The organism is Paenibacillus sp. FSL K6-1217 (genome assembly GCF_045040735.1).
Lineage (GTDB): Bacteria > Bacillota > Bacilli > Paenibacillales > Paenibacillaceae > Paenibacillus_AQ.
In genome coordinates, this window is record NZ_CP150271.1 from 1,734,128 (window position 1) to 1,755,436 (window position 21,309).

The window sequence follows — 21,309 nt, forward strand, 5'->3', positions numbered from 1 at the left end:
GGAACCGGCAGCAGTCCCGCTTAGAGGAACCTACTTAAGACCTGCCTGCGGAGCCTCTATTTCCGTTGGGAATAGAACTCCGCTGCTTTGAGCAGCATATCCTTCAATGAACCGAAGGAAGTGGTCTTCGCTACATGCTCATCCAGCTGCTCCTGCGGGAGCGACTTTATCTCCTCTGCCGAGCCGGCAGAGAATCCTCCTTTTTGCAGCAGATCCTTCAAGGACTCGAAGGGAGTGAACTTTTGCAGAAAAGGGCTCGATAGCAGCTGTTCCAGCGGGAGCTTCTGCAGCAGTTGCTCGACAGGCAGCTTGTCCAGCGGTAATTTCTGCAGCAGCTCGTAGGCGCGGCCTTCTTTGAGGGAACCGACTACTCCTTGTATTTTATCGCCTAATCCTCCAATGTTAAATCCCATAAGATCAACCTCCTGAATAACTGTAGTTGATCCTTATTACCCTGAATTAAGATCCGCGAATTAAAATGGTTAACATAATAATTATTATGTTACTCATTGGCATTTCTCAATCTCATCTGTCCGAACGTAGAAATTCCCCTATTCTCCGGGCGGCTTCCAGAAGACGCTCTTCCTCCTCTACCAACGCAATCCGCACATACCCTTCCCCTTGGCTACCAAACGCATCTCCCGGAATGACCGCTACCCCGGTCCTTAGCAGCAGGTCATGAGCGAAGCGGCGCGATCTTCCGGCTTCACCCACACTTCCATAGGCATCCGGGAGGCTTGCCCAAATGAACATCGTCGCTTCCGGCAAGGGCACCGCCCATCCTTCAAGGTGCAGAGCCTCTACCACAAGGTTCCGCCGCCGTTCATACAGCGCAGCTACTCCTTGGTCCGGCCCGGCTGCCATCGCTTGTTCCAGCGCCACAACCGCGGCTTCCTGAATCGGCTCGAAGACGCCGTAATCCACATTGCTTTTCAGCTCCCGCAGCGCCCCGACGGCCTGAGCATTGCCCGCCATGAAGCCGATGCGGCATCCGGCCATGTTGAAGCTTTTGGAGAAGGAATGAAATTCAACGGCGGTATCCCGCGCTCCGGGGACCTGTAAGATGCTGATGGGCCGGTATCCATCGAAGCCCATCTCTGAGTACGCCAGATCATGCACAACCAGCACATCCCACTTACGGGCAAGCTCCACGAGCCGCTCCATATAAGCCAGATCCACCGTAACCGAAATCGGATTGCCGGGAAAACTGAGCAGGATAAAGGATGCTTCACGCCAGACCTCCTCAGGAATCCGCTCCAGATCCGGCCGGAACGCATTCTCCTCCAAAAGCGGCAGCGGCCATGCCCTCACTCCTGCTATAGCGAGCGCCCCTGAATAGATAGGATAACCGGGGTCAGGCACAATCGCCAGATCGCCGGGATTGCAGATGGCCAGAGCCAGATGCGCCAGCCCGTCCTGCGAACCCATCAGGGACACAATTTCCTCCTCTGGATCTACCACCGCACCGAAACGCCACTGCATCCATTTCGCCGCTTGATTCCGAAACGCCGCACTTCCCTTGGACGACGGATAAGCATAGCTATCCTCCCGCAGTACCGCTTCGCTTAATGCCTGACGAATCTCGGGCAGCGGGCCCTGGTCTGGACTGCCAATTCCCAGATCTATGATCTCCATACCCGATTGCCGGGCTTCGGATTTCCATGCCGCCACCTCGGCGAAGATCGATGATCCCAGATGAGACAGTTTGTCTGATCTCCATTTATGCTGCTTGCTGCTATGAATCAATGGACTCCCTCCAGCGTATGTTTTTTCAATAGTATAGCATGGGTTCCCCTCTCCGAAGAGGAGAAAGAACAGGCAAATCCTTGGTGTGGACATTATTTACATTATTAATATATTATTCTACTAAAATCACTCTATTTAAGGTGACCATCAGTGCAGAAATTCATATAAAAGTCGATTAGAAGTGAAACAGCGTATAATTTATGTTATACGCTGTTTTTTTGATGTATAGGAAACTATAGGTTCCTGCTTCTGCAGAAACGGTGTGTGTACATTTACAAAAGTTCATGGTGCTCGCAAGCAGACATACGGCCTGAATGTATGTCAAAAACAGCATACATTGTACTCGCAAGCAGACATCTGGACCCAATGTATGTCAAAAACAGCATACACCGTGCCCGTAGCAGACATCTGGACCCAATGTATGTCAAAAACAGCATACATTGCGCCCACAAGCAGGAATATGGACCCAATGTATGTCAAAAACAGCATACACCGTGCCCGTAGCAGACATCTGGACCCAATGTATGTCAAAAACAGCATACATTGTGCTCACTCGAAGGTAATCTTATTCATCCATTAGGATGTTTTTTTCACTGCATTGGTCTGCCTTAATCGCTCCAGTTTTGTGATCCGGACGATAACCGCTGTCTCCTAAAATAACGCTTGCCTTAAAGTGCTCTTTAAGGTTTAGGATAAGGAAGAACCCGCCCATTCCGTCTGAAAATAACCGATAAGGAGTGATCCGGTCAAATGGCTTTCACAATCAAAGAAGCTTCAGAGCGGCTTGGTTGCCCTGCGCATACGATTCGTTTTTATGAGAAAGAGGGATTGCTCCCTCACATTAAGAGAGATAAGAACGGGAATCGGCTGTTCGAACAAGATCATCTGGATTGGATGAGGCTGATGACCTGTTTCCGGGCAACCGGGATGAAGCTGTCATTGCTGAAGGAGATGGTAAATCTTGCGCTTGATGGAGATTCCACGATTCCACAGCGCAAGGCAATCTTAAACCAGTACAAGGAGGAATTATTTCGACGCCAGAACGAATTGGCCGAAGCACTCGACGCTGTCAATAACAAACTGTCCATATACGAAGACATCGAGAAAGGTACCCTTCCTTCTGAGAGCCAATTGTTAATTAACATGGAGGAGTCTGAGTAATAACAATCACAGAAAGAGGGATTAACCAATGAAGCAAAGAATTGTGGGCAACAGCAATATCCTCGTCTCTTCGATCGGTCTGGGAATTATGGGGATGTCTCCAGGCATTTACGGGGTGACTAATGATGAAGAGTCGATTCAGACGATCCATCACGCGTTGGACATAGGCGTCACGATGTTCGATACGGCGGACGTCTACGGAAACGGGCATAATGAAAAGCTGCTCGGCCGTGCTCTTCAAGGGCGCCGCGAGCAAGCCATTATCGCTACCAAATTCTCATATACTCCAAATTATGAGAGCATCAGCGGCCATCCTGATTACGTTAAGCAAGCAGTAGAGGATAGCCTTCGCCGTCTGAATACAGATTACATCGACCTATACTACCAACACCGCGTTGATCCGCAAATCCCGATAGAGGAAACGGTCGGAGCGATGGCAGACTTGGTCAAGGCAGGTAAAGTCCGGGCGCTCGGCCTGTCCGAGGCTTCCGCCTCCACCATTCGCCGCGCTCATGCCGTGCATCCGATCTCCGCGCTGGAGAGTGAGTATTCGCTCTGGAGCCGTGATATCGAAGAGGAGATTCTCCCTGCTATAAGAGAGCTGGGGATTACCCATGTGGCCTACAGTCCGCTAAGCAGGGGCTTTATCTCCGGCGAGCTCCGCACCTTCGAGAATCTGGCCGCAGACGATCTTCGCAGATGGATGCCGCGGTTCCAAGGAGACAACTTCCGGAAGAACATTGAGATTGTCGACAAGATCAAGGAGATCGCGGTGGAGAAGAATTGTACCCCCTCCCAATTGGCCATTGCCTGGACGATTGCTGGCGGTGCGCTGCCTATCCCGGGTACGAAGCATATCAAGTATCTGGAGGAGAATGCGGCCGCGGCGGATATCCTTCTCACAAAGGAAGACCTCGAACGCATTGAGCAGGTCAGCCCCAAACATATCGTTCACGGCACACGTTATATGAAAGAACAAATGACACTGCTGGACGGCTAGACTATATGAAGAAAAAGCAATGGTCCACGGAACCCGTGGACTATTTGTATGTGGAGATGATTAGAAGATGGAATAATTCATGATTAGAAGATGAAATAATTGGTGTAACTACACATTATTGTTCTCAATAATATGTAGAAGCTCATTTATAATGACATCAATCTCCTTACCATTCGTGTTCAGCTTTTGTGTGTTCATTTCTTTGTAATGCTCTAACCGGCTGATGCTATTCTCAATTTCATTCTCGCTCCTCGAATCCTGACGCATGCGCTTTATCAACTCTTCTTCAGAGCACATTAACGTAACTTTTATAAGCTCATATTCCTTTTCCTTTAAGCCTGCAAGAACTTCCTCTAATATACTTTCCTTATGGATCACCCAAGAGAAGAAGATATACTCGAACATAGAATTATCAAGATACTGACTGAGCATATAATGGATGTTATTCATTACCATCGTTTTGTTTTCTTCCGTAACATTCCATGGATTCATTTGCCAGCACCAATCTCCATCAAGCCATACCGAATGTTCTAATTCTTTATACAGCTTACTGACAATTGTACTTTTTCCGACTCCCATGGTTCCGTTTACAATTACAAGTTTTTTCATAATGCCCTCCTTCGAATGCTTTTGCTAAACTACGTCATACAGCAATAAAATATGACTCCCATCGAATCGCCGCTGCCACCCGGGCATAGGATAGAGTATTACAGACGAAAGTGGGAGTACACATGTCCAAGAACAAGCGCGGCAAAGCACTCTATACCACCCCTTCCCGGGCCAGGGGCACCTGTCCGATCTGCGGAAGCACCCGGATTAAGCTTTTGTATCTGGGCAAAGGCCCTGGAGGCGAGAAGCTAACGGTCTGCAAGAAATGTGACGGCAAGCAGCAGAATGCAGTCTGAACTACCCGTAACGCCAATCGCACGGCACACAAAGAAACGGTTTGCCCGTCCACTTAGGAGAGCAGCCGTTTCTTTTTAACTATTAAAACCCCGATTTCACCCATAGCTTGGAGATATCCAGAAATCCGAAAGAGCCGGGCTGCAGGCCGAACAGATTCTGACTTAATTGCGCTTTTTTGTTCATATGACAGCCATACAGCACCCAGCAGTTATCCCGCAGTTTACTCTCCGCCACATCAAGCAGCTCCGCCCTCTCCCCGGCTGCCAGCCGGGCGAATGGCTCCAGCAACTCGATCAGCGCCTGCTTATGACTGTCCAGCAGGAGGATATGCAGATAGTTCGATTCGTTGCGAAAATAATTGATCATCCCCCACTGCCAGTCATCCTCCAGCACCTCTTCGCAGATCACAAGATCCGCATGGTTCATCAGGTTCGGCAGATTATATTCGGATAAGGGGTACAGCTCTAGCTGCAGCCCGATCTTCCTGCTGCGCTCCTGCAGCCATAGTGCCTCTTCCCGATCCTCATGGCATGTGCGGTAAGCCAGCTTCACTGTCTCGCCGCTGTACCCGCCTGCCTGAAGCAGCGCCTGCGCTTCCTCCAGAAGCGGTTCGCTGAACTCATGCTTACTGCTCTGCCAGGGAAGGAAGCTGTCCGCCGGCATAATCCGGTTGCCTCCCAGCTCGCGGATCAGGGCCAGCTGATTATAGAGGATGCGCAAGGCCTGCCGGACTGTAGGGTGATGGTGTACGCCTTCTTTTCTAAAATTAAACAGCATGTATCTGCACCCGACAGCCGGATAATCGATACTATGACTCCTTCCGTCCTCCACTGCCGGCACGCTGTTCAGACTGGTACTGGCATCGGTCAGCTGATATTGACGTACCCCCGAGGCCAAATGCGGCAGGTACCAGATCTCGACCCTGTCCAGCAGAGGGCGTATTCCATAGTAGTGATCATAGGCGCCGAGTACAAGCACATCCTGACTCAGATCCACTACCTGATAAGGCCCCGTGCCAACCGGATGCTCAGCGAAATCTACATCATACGGTACAATCGACATATAGATCGAGCTGAACATATGCAAAAAGAAGAAATTCGGCTGTACCAGATCAAACCGGATACGATAGTCCCCCTCCAGCTCCACATGAATGATATCCTCAAAATGACAGATCGCCGGACTGTTTAGCCGGATCAGACGCTGCAAGGTTTCTTGTACATCCCGTGAAGTCATCATGCGGCCATGGTGGAAGCGTACACCCTTGCGCAGGTAGAACAGATAGCTCGTACTGCTCGCATTGGCCTCCCACGTGTGAGCCAGCCCCGGCAGGAAGCCCCCGTTCTGTGCATCATAGGTAATCAAAGTACTGCAAATATGCCCCAGTAAATAGGTCTCAAAAGCGGTGTATACGGTAGCCGGGTCCAGCTTCTCCATCGCACGGTTACGGGAGATTCGCAGCACCTCCTGCCCGGATTCGGAACCGGGTTCACTCCTGAAGCCCATTTGCATGTCAAGTACTGCCAGCAGGCGTTCTTTGAGCGGCTCGTTGACCGGGTATTGGCCGATCAATTCGATGGCAGGCTTAATCCGGCCTTTGCTGACCAGCTCCTGGAATCCCTCCTCCAGCACCTCATCCACATGACGCAAAAAAGTCATCTGTGAGCGATTTCCTCTCCCTCTTCCGGGTATCCAGGCAATCAACTGCTGCTCCTCCAGCTTCCGCAGAATAAATTTCACATTACGCGGTGTGCAGCACAGGATACCGGTCAACTGCTCAATCGTCACCGGAATCGGCTGCTGGAGGTTATAAGCCGGAGCCAGGGCTGCGGCCAAACAGAGATAATGCGTGCTGCTGGTGTCCATAATCTAATCTCCTTTTAAAAGGTGAAAAGTCACATGTAATTCTTACACTTTTATTTCCCCCTTTGTTCTATACAATTATACATAATCATTCGATAAGAAGCATGCTTCATATTCAAAAACATGGACTAGGAGACGGGGAGTTAAATGAAACAACATCTGCGCCACATTCACCCGCTGGCCTGGACCATCATCATCGGAACGATGTTCGGCCGGCTGGTTACTTCAATGAGCATTCCTTTTCTCTCTATTTATCTCACGCAGGTGCTTGGCGCTTCCGCTACCCAGACCGGGTTCACGGTGGCCGTCAGCTCGCTGGCAGGGGTAATGATCAGTTTTTACGGCGGTTATATCTCAGATGTGATCGGGCGCCGGATCGTCATGCTGGTCTCTGTGTTCGGCTGGGCCTGCGTATTCTTCGGCTTCGCCGCAGCGCAGCATCTGTGGGTCTTCTTCCTGGTGAACACGCTCAACGGACTGTGCCGCGCCGTATTTGAACCGACTTCGCGGGCATTATTGTCGGATATTACCCCGCCGGAGCAAAAGCTGCTGGTCTTCAATCTGCGGTATGCCGCGGTGAATCTGGGTGTGGTCTTCGGCCCGATTATCGGCCTCCAGCTCGGCTCCGCCAAGTCCACCTTCCCGTTCATGATCGCAGGGATCGTCTATATCGCCTATGGCCTTGTTCTGTTCCTGCAATTCTCGGTCCACCGTGCCAGCATGCCTGTGCATGGAGAAGCCCGGACCCCCAAGCTGCTGGATGCGCTCGCAGTTACCAGCCGGGACAAGGTATTTCTGCCCGTTCTGCTGGGAACCATCTTTTGTGTACTCGGATATGGCCACTTCAGTTCCACACTGGCGCAGTATCTCGCGATGAACCCCCATTTCAGCAATGGCAGCCAAGTTTTCTCTTATATGCTGTCGCTTAATGCAGTAACGGTGCTGGTCGTTCAGTACCCTATTGTGCGTACAGCCAGCAAGTTCCCGCCAATTATCCCGCTGATTCTGGGCAATGTCTGCGTAGCCCTTAGTCTGCTGCTGTTCGGGATGCCAGGAGGAGTCCCTCTGCTGATGTTCAGCGTGATTCTGTTCACTGTCGGGGAAGTCCTGCTCTTCACGATGATGGATATGCTGATCGACCGGATTGCCAAACCGGAGTGGAAAGGCACTTACTTCGGTACGATTGGCTTCAATAATATAGGCAGCGTCATCGCGCCTATTCTCGGAGGATTGCTGCTGGATCAATTCGGCGTTCTGAACGGGCCCGCTGTATTCGTACCGCTTGCGCTGACCACGGCGCTCGGTCTTCCTTTCCTGATTACCGCGCATAAAAGACTTCGCATCCGCGAAGCCGCCGAAGCAAGTGTACAGCGTGAGCTTGGTGCTTGAGGTGTTAACCACATGAATAATCCCCTGACCTGCTGTAAAACGGGTTTGGGGGGTTATTTACTTTCATGCAAGTAACCCCTTAATAGTTAACATAATATTTATTACGTTACCAAATGGCAATGTATTTTATTCCAGCCCTGCTTCTAATTGCCGACGTACTCTTTTAACTCTGCTGGGTAGTCCCACACAAAGTCAGCTTGAACTACTAGTAGCCGCACCAAACGTCGTACCAGCCCAACCAGATACTGTTTTTAACATACATTCAGCCCAGTTACCTTACCCCAGTCGATTGTATGTTGTTTTCAACACACATTTGGCCCCATGTACCTCACACCAGTCGATTGTATGCTGTTTTTAACACACAATCAGTCGATGTACCTTACGCTAGCCGATTGTATGTTGTTTTTAATACACATTTGGCCTAGCTGCCAATGTATATGCTTATAACACCCACGCCCAGCAAAAAGCAGACAACACACACCGTAAGTAACGATGCGGGTCGCCCGCCCATCTTGATACTGCTACAATACAACCCCGTCCCGCTTCAGCTGCTCCTGCAGCTGCTGGATATCGAGCGCCTGCGGCTTAATCCCTGCGGCTGCGGCAAGCGCTGCCGCCGTCCCGGCCGCCTGGCCCGTAGCCATGCAGCTTGGCGTCAAGCGGGTCGTAGCCAGCGCTTCGTGCGAGGTCGAGATGCATCGGCCTGCGGCCAGCAGATTGGACACATTGGCCGATAGCAGGCAGCCGTACGGAATGTCGTACGCGCCGTCTCCGGCGATGAAGGAGGCCGTGACCCCCTTGCCGGACGGATCATGAATATCGATCGGATAGCCGCTGCGGGCAATCACATCACTGAACTTCCGGCCTTCCACGACATCTTCTTGGGTCAGCAGGTAATAGCCTTTAATCCGCCGCGATTCGCGGATGCCGATCTGCGGCGCAACCGCTGAGATCGAGGCCCGTTCGAAGCCTGGAACATCGCGCGCTAGAAACTGGGCCATGAGCAGCACCTGCTTGCGGCCCTCCTGCTCCGCCAAGGTCAGATCCTGCGCATTCGTGGCGTCCAGCCCCTGAACGCGGGTGCAGTTGATCAGCACCTCGTCGTCTGCCGGACCTGCAAAGAACAACACCTGGTCGCGGTTGATCGGCACCTCTGCCCGCTTCCATTGCGAGTAGAATCCGCTTACTCCGGTCAGCGGCAGGTCCGGCAGCTCGGCGATTGGCGTTTTGCTGTAGAACTCTTCGGGATGGCTGATCATATACGCTTTAACCTTGTGCAAATCAACGCCGCGCATTCTGAACTTCATCGTCATCGGCTGGGAACGGTTATCCCCGTCCCGGCCTTGCAGCGTTTCGGCCCCGGATAGCTTGGCTACGTCTGCATCTCCGCTGCAATCCACGAAGATGCGCCCCGTTACAGGTGTACGCCCGGACTTATTGGTCACCACCACCTGTTCGATCACGCCGTCACTGGCCATCACCTCATCCACAAAGCTGTGCAGCAGCAGCTTCACCCCGGCTTCGCGCAGCATATCTGTAGCTACCACTTGATAGATTTCAGGATGGTACGGCGTCAGCGTATGCACGAAGCCGACCGTATCCCGCAGGTGGCCCGGCGAACCGCCGCTGGCCTGCAGCCGTTCTACAATTTCCTGGGCGATGCCCTTGATCACCTGCTCGCCGCTATCGGTGTGAAAGGTCATCCACGGATAGACCATAGCCGCGGTGGACATCCCGCCCACGAACCCGTAACGTTCAATGAGCACCGTCTGTGCCCCCAGCCGTCCGGCGGCAATGGCCGCCGTGATTCCAGCCGGGCCGCCCCCCACGACAATGACATCTGCCTCTATTGCAGGATTCATCTCATCTACTCCTTTTCGGTATGTGCTACTCCTTCTCGGTGTGTGCTTATTCCTTCAGCCCTGTCATAGCTACGCCCTCGATGAACCGCTTCTGCGCCAGGAAGAATACGATCAGCAGCGGCACGGTTGCCATGACGGTGGCGCTCATCAGGTAATGCCAGGCAGTGCCCACTTCATCTGTGAACAACGATAATCCAAGCGGCAAGGTCATCAGCTCCCGTGTATTGATGAAGATAAGCGGGTCGAAGAATTCATTCCAGATGGACACGAACGTGAAGATCGTCAGTGTCGCCATGCCGGGACGGGCAATCGGCAGCATGATTGTCCAGTAAATACGGAACCGGCTGCAGCCGTCGATCATCGCCGCCTCCTCCAGCTCCGTGGGTACGGTAATGAAAAATTGCCGCATCACGAAGATGCCGAACACGCCGCTTGCACCGAAGATAGGTAGCAGAATCAGCGGCAGATGCGTGTCAATCCAGCCCAGGTCGCGCATGAACAGGAACATTGGGATCGCCGTCACTTCATGCGGAATCATCATGGCGCTGAGCAGCACCAGAAACACGGCATTTCTTCCGGTAAAAGGAATTTTGGCAAAAGCATAGCCTGCCAGCGAAGCGAAAAATACCGTTCCCGCCACCACGACAAACGAGATATAGACGCTATTAAAATAGAAGCGGTGAAACGGGATCAGTGTAAAGACATCCACATAATTCTGAAACCGGAATACCGGCGGGATCAGCTGCGGCGGGTTGGTGAAAATATCCTGCGGCTGTTTGAAGGAGGTGGACAGCATCCACAGAAACGGAACAAGCATAATCAGCGATACCACCGTTAACGCGGCATACACTCCTGCTGCTGACCACTTTCGGCTGGGCTTAAGCATCGCTCTCATTGAATACCCACCTCTTTCGCAGCTGCCACTGCAGCAGAGTCAAGATCAATACGACAAAGAACAGCACAAATGCCAGCGCCGAAGCGTAGCCCATCTGGAACAGCTTGAACGCTTTTTCCCAGATGTAATAGACCAGCACCTTGGTGCTGTTACTCGGCCCGCCCTGGGTCATGACATAGATCTGGCCGAACACCTTCAGCGAGCCGATCACGGTCATGACAACGGTCAGAAATACGGTGGGTGTAATCATAGGCAGGGTCACGTTGAAAAAGGTTTTGGTCTTCCCCGCCCCATCCAGCTCAGCCGCCTCGTATAAGGAACGCGATACCTGCTGGATCGCAGCGATGAAGAGCACCATGTTCAGCCCCACGTTCTTCAGTACGCTCGTCAGGATGACGGCCGGCATTGCCAGCCTCTCATCATACAGCCAGGCGGCCCCTTTAATGTTGAACATCATCAGCAGCTGATTAATCAGCCCGGAGTCGGTGGCGAACATGTACTTCCAGACGATGGACCATACAATCAGCGAAGTCATTACGGGAACGAAGATTGCAGTACGGAAGATGCCGATGCCCTTCAGGCTTCGAGATAACAGCAACGCCAGCATCAGTGCCAGCACAATGTTAAACGGCACCAGACCCAGGGTGAAATACGCCGTGTTGCCGAAGACCTTCCAGAACAGCGGGTCAACCGCAATATCCTTGTAATTATCCAGACCGACAAACCGGTGTTCACCAAGCAGCGGCCAGTCATTTAAGCTCATATAGAGCGCTTTCCCCATCGGAAATAACAATAACAACGTGAAACCTAGCAGCATTGGCGATATAAAAAGCCATCCGGTCACCTGCGCCTCTCGGGCAAGCGGACCTTTGCTTCGTCTCTTGACCTTTCTGTTCATGCCGGAATTCACCGCCTCTAGCTCAATCTGTCTATTACATTACGGAACGAGCTAACCGCACGCCGCAGCCCATCTTCTGTCTTGCCCGTCACCACCGCACCCAGCATGATCGCCTTCACTCCAGCGCGCTGCAAGGACGGTACATCCCCCGTAACCAGCTTGCGCTGGGAAGGCACCAGCACGGGAAGGCCGGAATGATCGGCCAGATACCGGTATTTCAGCAGATCTGCCAAGCTGAGGCCCGTACCATATTCGCTGCCAGGCACTATGGATGCTTCAAGCGCCGTGATTTCGAACTGTGCCCCTTCCCGAACCTGACTGAGATCATAGGTGTCATTAATGGCAAAGGTCCGGTCCAACCCGTGATCCTCCAGCATGAAGGACGGCAGGTGATGGGCATATATAGAATAGAAATCGAACCCGAGCGGAGCAAGCCGCCGAATCTCTTCTTCCGACACACCTTCCAGACTGCCTGAGGGCACAACACCCAAGGGACCGTCAAAGGTAGAGCGGATTTCGCTGAAAATGTCTTCATAGCCCTCAAGCGGGCCGAAATGCGTACCGCTGGCCCGGTGGCCGACATTAAAATGAACCTTCAGAGCATCGGCGCCCTCCTCAAGCGCTGCCTTCGCCAGTCTCACATCATTGGCAGGAAGGCTGATAAACAAGGACAGGCCGCTTTGCTCCAATCTGCGCTTCAATTTACCCATTGTATTTCGCTCCCCATTTCGGGCGGTCCGTCAAGCCGGACGCTGCACTCTGCTGAACGCCGGTTGACGGCCCCATGCCCGGACTCTTATTTCAAAATCGCCTCGACATCGGTCTGCATCTGCGTCATGTTATCCTTGGCGGACGCTGAGCGGCCGAACAGGCGGTCAAAGCCTTGCAGCACCGCATTGTCGATATCCTGCCAGCGGATATGGCCCGGAATGATGCGCGCCTTAGGCATTTCATCGATAACGGCTTGTACGATATGCTCGGCAGGTGGGTTGTTCGGCTGATTCAGGAACGCATCGGAATTGAGCACCGATGTACGCGGCGGTACGAAATACGTAGATGTCGCTTCAATGCCCGGCTGGCTGGCGAACAGCTTCAGCAGCTTTTTGGCTTCCTCCGGATGCTTGCTGTCCTTGAACAGGGTATAGCCCGCTTGGCCCAGCATCGGAACGCTGCCTGCGGAGCCGGCTGGCATCGGCGCAATACTCCATTCAAATCCGGTGATTTCGCGCGCCTTCGAGACGTAGCTGTAGTTGTCGAAGAACATTCCCAGATTCCCTGCGTCGAAGCTGATCTGTTCGCCTGCTTTCGGGTGGGATTCGTCCTCATACATCATCCGCTCCAGCAACTCCATCGTTTCTACGCCGTATTGATCATTCCAGGTGAATGCGGTTAGATCCTCATTAAACGGGCCACTCCCATAAGACCAGGAATACGATGACAAGATGGCCCAGGTCTTCCAGTCGCGGAAGAAATTCGCGCCGTACACCCGGCCCCCAGCGTCTTTGACAGAGATCGCTTTGGCAGATTCCTCAAAGGTCTTCCAGGTCCATTTTCCTTGGGTGGCCAGTGTATTCGGATCTGTCAGTCCGGCCTTGTCGAACAACGTCTTGTTGTAGAACATAACCACCGGCGGTGTAGAGAACGGCAGGCCGAGCAACTGATCCCCGTCCCGAAACAAGTCTAGCGTGCTCGGAATGTAATCGTCCAGGTTGAAGGAAGCATCGTCTTTGAAGGAGGAGACATCCGCCAGTATACCGTTGGCCTTGAACTGCGGGATCATCCGCTCCGAGACCCAGGCGATATCGGGAAGGGATTTCCCTGCGGCCAGCACGGATATTTTCTGCTGGTAATCGGTGAAGGGAACGGAATCCATGGTAACCTTGATGCCCGGATTGTCTGCTTCAAATTGATCGATAAGCTTGTCATATACATCCATATGCCCTTGATTGCCCCACATCAGAAACTTTAATTCCACATCTTCCTGTTTCCCGGGATTCTCTGCATTTCCACTTGCTTCGGGCTTGGCACAGCCTGCCGTTAAGCCCAGCAGCAAGGTTGAAAGAAGCACTGCTCCTGCTTTTTTCATGAACATTCCCCTTTGACATGTTAGTTTTAATGACTCTTTTAGTATAAAGGAGACGTATTCCCTGTAGAAATCATCCATAATACAGGAATGGTTCGTTTTTTTTATATTTTGCGTTAGTTTAGTTAACATTTCATTCTTGATTATCAAACTGATTGCGGTATTCTCCAGCCGTCATCCCTGTCTGCTGCTTGAACACCAGCATGAAATGCTTCGGGCTTTGATGGCCGGATAGCCGGGCGACATCATAGATTTTGAGCTGGGTATGACTGAGCAGCCATTTTGCACGTTCCATCCTGGAATCGGTCACATAGTCCGAATAATTGCTACCCGACTCCCCTTTGAACAACTGGCTCAAGTATGTAGCATTCAGATTGACATGCGAAGCTACCGTCTGCAGCCGCAGATCACCGTCAATATGCAGTCTGACATATTCCTTAACATCCCGTATGATTTTGCGTGTATCTCCACCGCCTTCAACCTTAAGCGGTTCGGATGTCTGTTCCAGGGATGACAAGCCGTGACGCTTATTGAGCAGCAGCCGTGCTTTTTCCAGTACACTGACAAGTTCATGACGTTCTACCGGCTTGAGCAGGTAGTGGAGGACGCCGTATTCAATCGCTTTTTGAGCATATTCAAATTCGCCGTATCCGCTCACAATAATGACCAGCAGCCCGGGATACATCGACTTCACCTTTTCAGCCAGCGCCAGTCCGTCCATTTCCTTCATGCGGATATCGGTAATCATCACGTCGGGCAGCTCGGACTTTAAGTACATAAGCGCCTCCCGTCCGCCCGGCATTTCCGCCGTCACCTCGAAAAAGGGCGCCGACCGGCTAATCAGCTCGCGCATCCCTTGTCTGATCACGATTTCGTCCTCTACGAGCAGCACTTTATACATCCTCTTCTCCCCCTGATTCCGGTATCGTTATCGTAATGGTCACGGCCAGCCCTTGCCCCGGACTTCCGTCAACTGTAAGGCTCCCGCCTTCCCCGTACAGCAGTTTAATCCGCTGGCCGATATTGCGCAGTCCCAGACTGTCCTCGTCGCTGCGTCTGAGCGAATCCATAGAGGGGTCTTGTTCAATCTCCCGGTTCAGCGCTGCAAGCTCCTCCTCCTCTAAACCATTCCCGTCGTCACGGACCGTAATCAATAACTCGTTGTCAAAAAGCAGTGCTGACACCCAGATCGTCCCGCCTTCTTCACGCCCGGCGATCCCATGATCGATGGCATTCTCCACCAGCGGCTGGATGGTAAGCTTCGGAATCCGCAAATGCAGCACTTCCTCTTCAATCTCGTTATGAACCGTCAGCTTGCCGCCGTAACGGATCTGCTGGATACGGACATAGGAGTCCACGAATGCGATTTCCTCCCCCAGCGACACGAGCCGTCCGGCCTTGTCAATGGTATAGCGAAGCAGCTTGCCCAGTGCGGATACCATATCCGATACCTCATCGTGCCTGCGCTGGACGGCCATCATATTGATCGATTCCAGCGTATTATAGATAAAATGCGGGTTGATCTGGCTCTGCAGGGCAGACAGTTCAGCCTCCTTTTCCCGGAGACGGGTGACCAGCACCTCATGGAACAGACGGTTGATCTCGTCCATCATCTTATTAAATCCTCGCCCGAGCTGCCCGAATTCATCTCCCCCCAGCGGACTGACCCGCTTGTTGAAATCGCCCCGCTCCACCCTGGACATATTGCTCTTGAGCTCCACCAGAGGGAGGGTGATTCGATAAGATACCGCGTAAGCCAGCAACAGCACCGTCACGAGACAAAAGAGAGCCAGCCATAACGTAAAAATCATCAGCGCACGCGACTCCTTCAGAATGACTCCGATCGGAGTCAAGCCGATGACGGACAGGCCCGAATACGGGGACTTATGGCTGACGAACAAATAATCCGTGCCTCCCAGCCTCTCCCGCTCACCGCCTTGCAGTTCCTTGATCCGCCCGGAGTGGATCAGCTCACCGTAAGCCGACTGCCCGTGATCCGGCTTCTGCTCATACAGCAGGCGCTGATCTCTGTCGATGATCATCAGTCCCGTGGACTCTTCAATCTTCAGCTTAGAGAAGACAGATCCGAAGGCCTCCTGCTTAACATCGATAAGGATGTAGCCCAGACGCTTCAGCGTTCTGGGTTCTTTGATCACCCTGGCTATCGAAATATAGAATGAGGAGTCCGTCCCGGCATAGTAAGACGGATGATGGGGAGGAAGAATGATCCACTCGCCGTCCGACCGGTCCAGGGTGCTGAACCATTCATCGCGCCTGGCATCCCATGAGGTGTTGACGGCCAGCGGTTCCACATTGGAGAACAGGGTTCCGCTGTTGCTCAGCAGATGAATGCCGCGGATTTCCGGACGGTCGTACGCCTGTGCAGAGGTGTAGAGCTTCATTTTCTGATAATCGTCGGACAGCGCCCATGTTCCTGAGCCCATAGAACCATCGTATTTGGCCAGAATAGACAACACCTGCTCGTCATAGAGCGGCATCAGCGACAACCGTTCCAAGTCCTTCAGCAGTCTATCCAGATTGGCGTTGGCCTGTCCGGCAATATCAACCGTGAATTGCTTGGTCTTCTCGTTCAGGGTGGATGAAAAATGACGGTACGTCACCATTCCCTGCACACTTAACGGAAGCAGCGTCAGCATGGTGAACAGGAGCAGCAGCCTGGTGCGCATTTTACTTCTTCTCAACCGTAGGATCAGTCCCCGCAGCATCTCAAGCCCCCCTTTTGTTATGTAAGCTGACATCTAAACCTCTGTACAGTTTATCGTATAATGGTATGCGAATGAATTCTATCCTCTTGTTTTTGGAAAAGGTACGGAACAACAAAGTAAATAAACCCCAGACCTGCCGGAAAGCTGGGGTTGGGGTTATATTAGAATGAGACGTCTCACTTACTCTGCTCTTGTTTGACTCTCTGCCGGGCAATTAGTTAACATAATATTGATTATGTCGCCAAGTGTTGATTGTAAATGTGATTCCACTCCTGCACCTGACTGCTGACGTACTCCCTCAGCTCCGGCGGCCCCACAATTTCAGCATGTACCATTAATGGCAGCACACTCACACAGGCCGAGCTATAATCATACATATTCACCGTAACTAGCTGTGCTTCTCCTTCAGACTCTGTATTCATGATCTCCAGCCCCTGTAGCATCTGCTCATTCTTAATGCCAGTGCGAATAACTACCGGATAGAACTCCCGCGCTCTGCTGGTCTGAACGAAGGATAGCTCTGCTTGACTCCAGTATGCTTGGAGGGAGAACTGCTCAGAGATCGCATAGGTCTCCTCTAATAAAGTAACGGCTGTGAACCGTTCGCACTTGAATGTCCGGACCTCGCCTGCCCGCTCGCAATAGGCCGCAAGATACCACTCCCCCTGCTTCACGATCAGCCCATAAGGATGCAGCTTCCGCAGTGAGGTCTCCCCGTTTACCTTGCGGTACTCTGCCATGAGCATCCTCCCTCTCCACACCGCCGTGCGCAAGGCCTCAAGATATGGCACCTCAGGCTGTGTGCTCCACCAAGGTTCAGCATCGAACAGGAAACGGCTTAACGCCGTGCGGATATCCTCCTGATAGGGAGCGGGCAAGCTTGCCTCCAGCTTCAATAGTGCGTTCTGGAGCAGCAGACTTGCCCCGTCCGCTCCGCCCGCGGGCATTCCCCTTCCCGTTAAAAAAAGCTGCACCACCTCTTCCCCATGCAAACGCCGCAGATTCACAGTGTACCCTTCCATCAGCGATATTCCGCCGTTCGGCCCGGTGGTAGATACCAGCGGAATGCCTGATTCCGCCAGGACATCAATGTCCCTGTAGATCGAACGGACAGAGGTTTCCAGTGCTTCGGCCAGCTCCTTGGCCTTCATTTTGCCACGGGATTCAACCAGTAACAGTATTGCAATCAAACGGTGCAGCCTCATCCTACGCCTCCTAATCATCTATCAGGTCAACTATTCTTGCCATACTGTTGTCAACAATGACACGTTATGATGAATGTATCAAATTCAAGGAGCTGTTGTAAATGAATGTCGGCATACTGGGAACAGGGTTCGGGGCATATCACGCCTCTCTTTTGAAGCAAATGAAGTTTGTGGAACGGATTGTGGTCTTCGGGAGGAATGAAGCCAAGCTACTGAAGCTCAAGGATGAGCTGGGAGTAGAGATCACGATGAATGCTCAGGATATTCTGTCCGATCCCGCAATTGACGTAGTGGATATCTGTCTGCCGTCTGCGCTTCACGCCACCTATGCGCTAGAAGCCCTTACCCAAGGAAAAGATGTATTCTGCGAGACCCCGGCGGTGCTGGGGCTGGAAGATGGACAGAGACTGCTTCAAGCGGAACAGCGGACCGGGCGCAGAGTTCTCGTCAATCAATTCATCAAATTCGATTATGCCTACGAATATCTGGAACAGGCAGTTCGTGAGGAGACCTATGGCAAGCTGCTGCATCTGAATATGCGCCGGGAGACTGCTCCGCTCTGGGGAGATCTGGGCCTCTCGGCCATCGCTTTCAATCTGATGATTCATGAGCTGGATTTCATCGCCTGGCTGATGGATTCGCCGGTACCTTCTGCGGTCTGGGGAACCTCCGGGGACAAGGATGGACAGGCACTGGTCCTGGCCTCCTTCCTGCAGCCCGAGTGGAGTGTACAGCTCACCGTTTCTTCGCAGATGTCGGGGAGTTATCCTTTTACTATCGGGTATGATGCCTATTTCGAGCAAGCGAAGCTGGAGTTCCGTGAGTGCAGTGGTGCAAATGGAGTGATCCAGGACAGCCTTACCGCGTATACTTCCGAGGGACAAGTGGCGATACCGCTAATTCCGAATGACGCCTACGCCAAAAGTCTGCGTCACGCCCTCCTGAGCCTCAGGGACGGGACGGACTCCTGCCTGGCGCTGCGACAAGCGCTGAAGTCTCTGAACCTAGCCTTCCAAATAACAGATCAGCTTAGAGCCTCCCCGTTGTAACGGGAATCTTTTCACACATTCGCCTACAGTTGGTGTTGTTTTTCCAGCTGCTATCAGGTATCCCCCATACCAAATCCATGCTATTGTACAAATCCTCGCCCGGACGGTTGACAGCGAAGCCCTGCTTAGGTAGAATTGTGCCGCTCTTTTTCCTTGGTTAAGTGGTTAAGTCCGGGAGAAGTATGAGTTGGAGTGATGCCGTAGGGTGAGCAAGTATTTTAGGTTCTTCTATTGTGAATTCTTCATATGTTGAAATATTTTAATTAAGGATTTGGAAGTAGTGCCGATTCATGCTGAATATAAACTTAACTTTAAAGTTCAAGTTAACATAATAATTTTTATGTCATTTTTATACTACGTTGTTTTAACGCATTACCTCTTCAATACACTGATGCGACTTTTCATTGCCGATGCACTTGGTTACCGCCTCCCTCTACTCACCTGCTGACATCGTCTGCGCGAAGCGCTCCAGCTTATCCATGGACAGTCCGCCTCCAGTCTTGGGGCCCTTGCCTTTGACCATCCGCAGAACGCATTTGTCGAGGATAGATATCCGGTCCGGGTAGATCTCATCCCCTATGATTTCCTTGGCAATCGCTTTGTTATAGATGATGTCAGGATAAGCCTGCTTCAACTCCTCCTCCCCCTTCTTCCCGGTCATTCCCGCACAGATGAACAGCCCGAGGCGTTTCCGTAGCAGCTCCTGCTTGTATTGGGCAGTGAATACGGCCATGTCCTTGCGGATTCGGCCATAATAGATGGAACCGCCCAGAATTACAGTGTCATAAGCCGCCAGGTCCGGCACCTTGCCATACCGTAGATTCACTACCTCTGCCCCGCCGAGTCTGGATTGCAGCAGGAATGCAGACTTTTCGGTACATCCGTATTTGCTTGCAACTACGATTAAACTTCGATGACTCATTGAATCAGCCTCTATTCTATAGATAATGGGCCTCCAGGCTGCCCGGATTCCTGAGTGTTGCGCAGGATAAGGATGAGACAACCGATGACCAGCAGGTTGAACAGCGGAAACAGGATCAACTCGGCCATGGACACATGAACTCCTGCTCTCAGCATTCCAATAATCATGGAGCTGATGGAGGTCAGCAGAGTTGCGGCTTTTACCAGGAGAATCGAAGCAAGAAGATTGCCGTATGGCTGTCTGCGGATGAGCATTGCCCCTGTAACCACCATGAGCGGAAGCAAAACGCCTAAATCCAGGGCCTGAATTACTAGCGTGGTATAATGCTCCAGCCCTTCAGGCGTGATCCCCTGCTGCCAGGCGCCTGCAATCCGGCCAAGCCATAACATGATAATCAGGAAGGCAAACAGCAGGATAATAGAGCCGATGCTTCGGGCCGGGAGCTTCGAGCTGAAGGATATCCCGTCCCGCTCCAGCGAGCGAAAAACCAGTATAAACGCAAACAAACCCGCCGAGAACAACATGACATAGACCAGAAATAGAGGATTATACATCGCCAGGAAAGAGTAGGATGCGTACGTATAAGTGAAGTATCCGAGTGTCCCGGCAAGCAGCAGCCGCCCTCTGACTCGTCCGCTGAGACTCAACAGCAAGGATATCAGCAGCAGAGGAACGCCGGCGAATAGCGTAACACCGTCCTGGGCGATCGCCTGGGCTGCTGCGGATACCGAATCATCCTTGTAGATCCCGCTTCCGTACAGCTCCACTTGTTCTCCCCGGATGGATATATAGTAGGAATGACTCCCTCTGCTTCCAGCCCCATAGCCTGAGAACAGCCCAAGGCCTGACGCAACAATGCTAAGAGCCAGAACAATCAGAGTTAACACGCTTATGGCTCTGCTATGCTTCATGCTGCCCCTCCTGACCCCGTGCGATATGCACCATAGCTTCAATATGGCCGGCAATCAGCGCCTCCCTCTGCTCCTCAGGGAGCTGCTTCTCCACGGTCAGTCTCAGAATCAGCCCGAAAGCCGCACTCCAGATGACTTGGGCCGTCAGCTCTATTTCCCGTTCACTCCGTGAGGCCATCCCTCTGAACTGGCGCAGATTGCTGCAGAGCATTCGGATCGCGTTGCGCTCCCGTGCCGCGCCTTGGTGCAATACCGCCGTGTGGCTAAGTACAGCCGGTGAGTCGTTCAGCATAACCGTCCGGTAGGAGGAGCCTTCCGCAGTGGTCATTCGGATATACTGGGCCAGTGAGCGCCTTAAGTGGTCCTCCACGGATTCTCCAGCCGGCAAGGGATCTGGTCCGTTGACCAGCCCAACCATGAATTCGTCGTAGCCCTGCTGTAGAAGCTGCTCCACAATTTCCTCCTTCCCCTCAAAATAGTGATAAATACTCCCCGCGGAGTAATCCATCCGCTGGGCAATTTTTCGGATCGACAGCTGCTGGATTCCCTTCTCCTTCACTAATTCTCCGGCAGTGGCCAGAATCAGATTCCGCATCGCTTCGCGTTCCTGCGCTTTCCTCTCTTCCTTGCTCATGACGATCAGACACCTCCTTTTGTGTGATGGCCGTTCATTGAACACTGTATTATCTTTGAACA

The 21,309-nt window shown here is 52.3% G+C and carries 20 protein-coding genes; 5 read left to right on the forward strand and 15 right to left on the reverse strand.

What is annotated here, in order from left to right:
* Positions 1–56: 56 nt before the first annotated feature.
* Entirely contained in the window at positions 57–413 is a 357-nt protein-coding gene (locus MHH28_RS07445) for a hypothetical protein (RefSeq protein ID WP_405113525.1), read from the reverse strand.
* A 112-nt stretch (positions 414–525) separates the two neighbouring features.
* Positions 526–1,746 carry an aminotransferase class I/II-fold pyridoxal phosphate-dependent enzyme gene (locus tag MHH28_RS07450; protein WP_405113527.1) on the reverse strand — a complete coding sequence of 407 codons (1,221 nt, stop codon included), beginning with the start codon at positions 1,744–1,746 and terminating at the stop codon, positions 526–528.
* A gap of 750 nt (positions 1,747–2,496) precedes the next feature.
* Here MHH28_RS07450 and MHH28_RS07455 point away from each other — a divergent pair.
* Together MHH28_RS07455 and MHH28_RS07460 are read left to right on the forward strand one after the other, a co-directional pair.
* A complete protein-coding gene (locus MHH28_RS07455) occupies positions 2,497–2,907 on the forward strand; it encodes a MerR family transcriptional regulator (RefSeq protein ID WP_405113529.1) in 411 nt (136 codons plus the stop codon).
* Positions 2,908–2,935: 28 nt separating this feature from the next.
* Complete coding sequence (locus MHH28_RS07460) at positions 2,936–3,907, forward strand: aldo/keto reductase (protein WP_405113531.1); 972 nt, start codon at positions 2,936–2,938, stop codon at positions 3,905–3,907.
* A gap of 108 nt (positions 3,908–4,015) precedes the next feature.
* Here MHH28_RS07460 and MHH28_RS07465 read toward each other — a convergent pair whose 3' ends face one another.
* On the reverse strand, positions 4,016–4,516 hold the full coding sequence (locus MHH28_RS07465; RefSeq protein ID WP_405113533.1) for an AAA family ATPase: 501 nt from the start codon (positions 4,514–4,516) through the stop codon (positions 4,016–4,018).
* Between the two features lie 122 nt (positions 4,517–4,638).
* Here MHH28_RS07465 and MHH28_RS07470 point away from each other — a divergent pair, with 122 nt between their 5' ends.
* Positions 4,639–4,812 (forward strand): hypothetical protein, encoded by a 174-nt coding sequence (locus MHH28_RS07470; protein ID WP_405113535.1) that lies wholly within the window; start codon positions 4,639–4,641, stop codon positions 4,810–4,812.
* 82 nt (positions 4,813–4,894) lie between these two features.
* Here MHH28_RS07470 and MHH28_RS07475 read toward each other — a convergent pair whose 3' ends face one another.
* Positions 4,895–6,676: an ABC transporter substrate-binding protein gene (locus tag MHH28_RS07475; protein ID WP_405113537.1), complete on the reverse strand. Its 1,782-nt coding sequence runs from the start codon at positions 6,674–6,676 to the stop codon at positions 4,895–4,897.
* 144 nt (positions 6,677–6,820) lie between these two features.
* Here MHH28_RS07475 and MHH28_RS07480 point away from each other — a divergent pair, with 144 nt between their 5' ends.
* On the forward strand, positions 6,821–8,062 hold the full coding sequence (locus MHH28_RS07480) for an MDR family MFS transporter (protein WP_405113539.1): 1,242 nt from the start codon (positions 6,821–6,823) through the stop codon (positions 8,060–8,062).
* Between the two features lie 521 nt (positions 8,063–8,583).
* Here MHH28_RS07480 and MHH28_RS07485 read toward each other — a convergent pair.
* The 8 genes from MHH28_RS07485 to MHH28_RS07520 all read right to left on the reverse strand — a co-directional run bounded on the left by MHH28_RS07485 (position 8,584) and on the right by MHH28_RS07520 (position 17,731).
* Positions 8,584–9,924: an FAD-dependent oxidoreductase gene (locus tag MHH28_RS07485; RefSeq protein WP_405113541.1), complete on the reverse strand. Its 1,341-nt coding sequence runs from the start codon at positions 9,922–9,924 to the stop codon at positions 8,584–8,586.
* A gap of 46 nt (positions 9,925–9,970) precedes the next feature.
* Positions 9,971–10,819: a carbohydrate ABC transporter permease gene (locus MHH28_RS07490; protein WP_405113543.1), complete on the reverse strand. Its 849-nt coding sequence runs from the start codon at positions 10,817–10,819 to the stop codon at positions 9,971–9,973.
* Positions 10,803–11,600 (reverse strand): carbohydrate ABC transporter permease, encoded by a 798-nt coding sequence (locus tag MHH28_RS07495; RefSeq protein WP_405113545.1) that lies wholly within the window; start codon positions 11,598–11,600, stop codon positions 10,803–10,805. Before MHH28_RS07495 ends, MHH28_RS07490 begins: the two co-directional genes overlap by 17 nt.
* A gap of 134 nt (positions 11,601–11,734) precedes the next feature.
* Complete coding sequence (locus tag MHH28_RS07500; RefSeq protein ID WP_405113547.1) at positions 11,735–12,427, reverse strand: hypothetical protein; 693 nt, start codon at positions 12,425–12,427, stop codon at positions 11,735–11,737.
* Between the two features lie 86 nt (positions 12,428–12,513).
* Positions 12,514–13,803 (reverse strand): ABC transporter substrate-binding protein, encoded by a 1,290-nt coding sequence (locus tag MHH28_RS07505; RefSeq protein WP_405113549.1) that lies wholly within the window; start codon positions 13,801–13,803, stop codon positions 12,514–12,516.
* A gap of 130 nt (positions 13,804–13,933) precedes the next feature.
* Complete coding sequence (locus MHH28_RS07510; RefSeq protein ID WP_405113551.1) at positions 13,934–14,701, reverse strand: response regulator; 768 nt, start codon at positions 14,699–14,701, stop codon at positions 13,934–13,936.
* Positions 14,694–16,502, reverse strand: a complete 1,809-nt coding sequence (locus MHH28_RS07515) for a sensor histidine kinase (RefSeq protein WP_405113553.1) — start codon at positions 16,500–16,502, stop codon at positions 14,694–14,696. Before MHH28_RS07515 ends, MHH28_RS07510 begins: the two co-directional genes overlap by 8 nt.
* Positions 16,503–16,759: 257 nt before the next feature.
* Positions 16,760–17,731 (reverse strand): helix-turn-helix transcriptional regulator, encoded by a 972-nt coding sequence (locus MHH28_RS07520; RefSeq protein ID WP_405113555.1) that lies wholly within the window; start codon positions 17,729–17,731, stop codon positions 16,760–16,762.
* A 101-nt stretch (positions 17,732–17,832) separates the two neighbouring features.
* Between MHH28_RS07520 and MHH28_RS07525 the strand changes: the two genes are divergently transcribed.
* Positions 17,833–18,780, forward strand: a complete 948-nt coding sequence (locus MHH28_RS07525; RefSeq protein ID WP_405113557.1) for a Gfo/Idh/MocA family protein — start codon at positions 17,833–17,835, stop codon at positions 18,778–18,780.
* A gap of 433 nt (positions 18,781–19,213) precedes the next feature.
* Here the strand turns inward: MHH28_RS07525 and MHH28_RS07530 are convergent, their stop codons facing one another.
* The 3 genes from MHH28_RS07530 to MHH28_RS07540 are packed head-to-tail and all read right to left on the reverse strand — an operon-like array spanning position 19,214 to position 21,247.
* A complete protein-coding gene (locus MHH28_RS07530) occupies positions 19,214–19,702 on the reverse strand; it encodes a flavodoxin domain-containing protein (protein ID WP_405113559.1) in 489 nt (162 codons plus the stop codon).
* Positions 19,703–19,713: 11 nt separating this feature from the next.
* Positions 19,714–20,613: a hypothetical protein gene (locus MHH28_RS07535; protein WP_405113561.1), complete on the reverse strand. Its 900-nt coding sequence runs from the start codon at positions 20,611–20,613 to the stop codon at positions 19,714–19,716.
* On the reverse strand, positions 20,603–21,247 hold the full coding sequence (locus MHH28_RS07540; protein WP_405113564.1) for a TetR/AcrR family transcriptional regulator: 645 nt from the start codon (positions 21,245–21,247) through the stop codon (positions 20,603–20,605). Before MHH28_RS07540 ends, MHH28_RS07535 begins: the two co-directional genes overlap by 11 nt.
* Positions 21,248–21,309 lie beyond the last annotated feature (62 nt).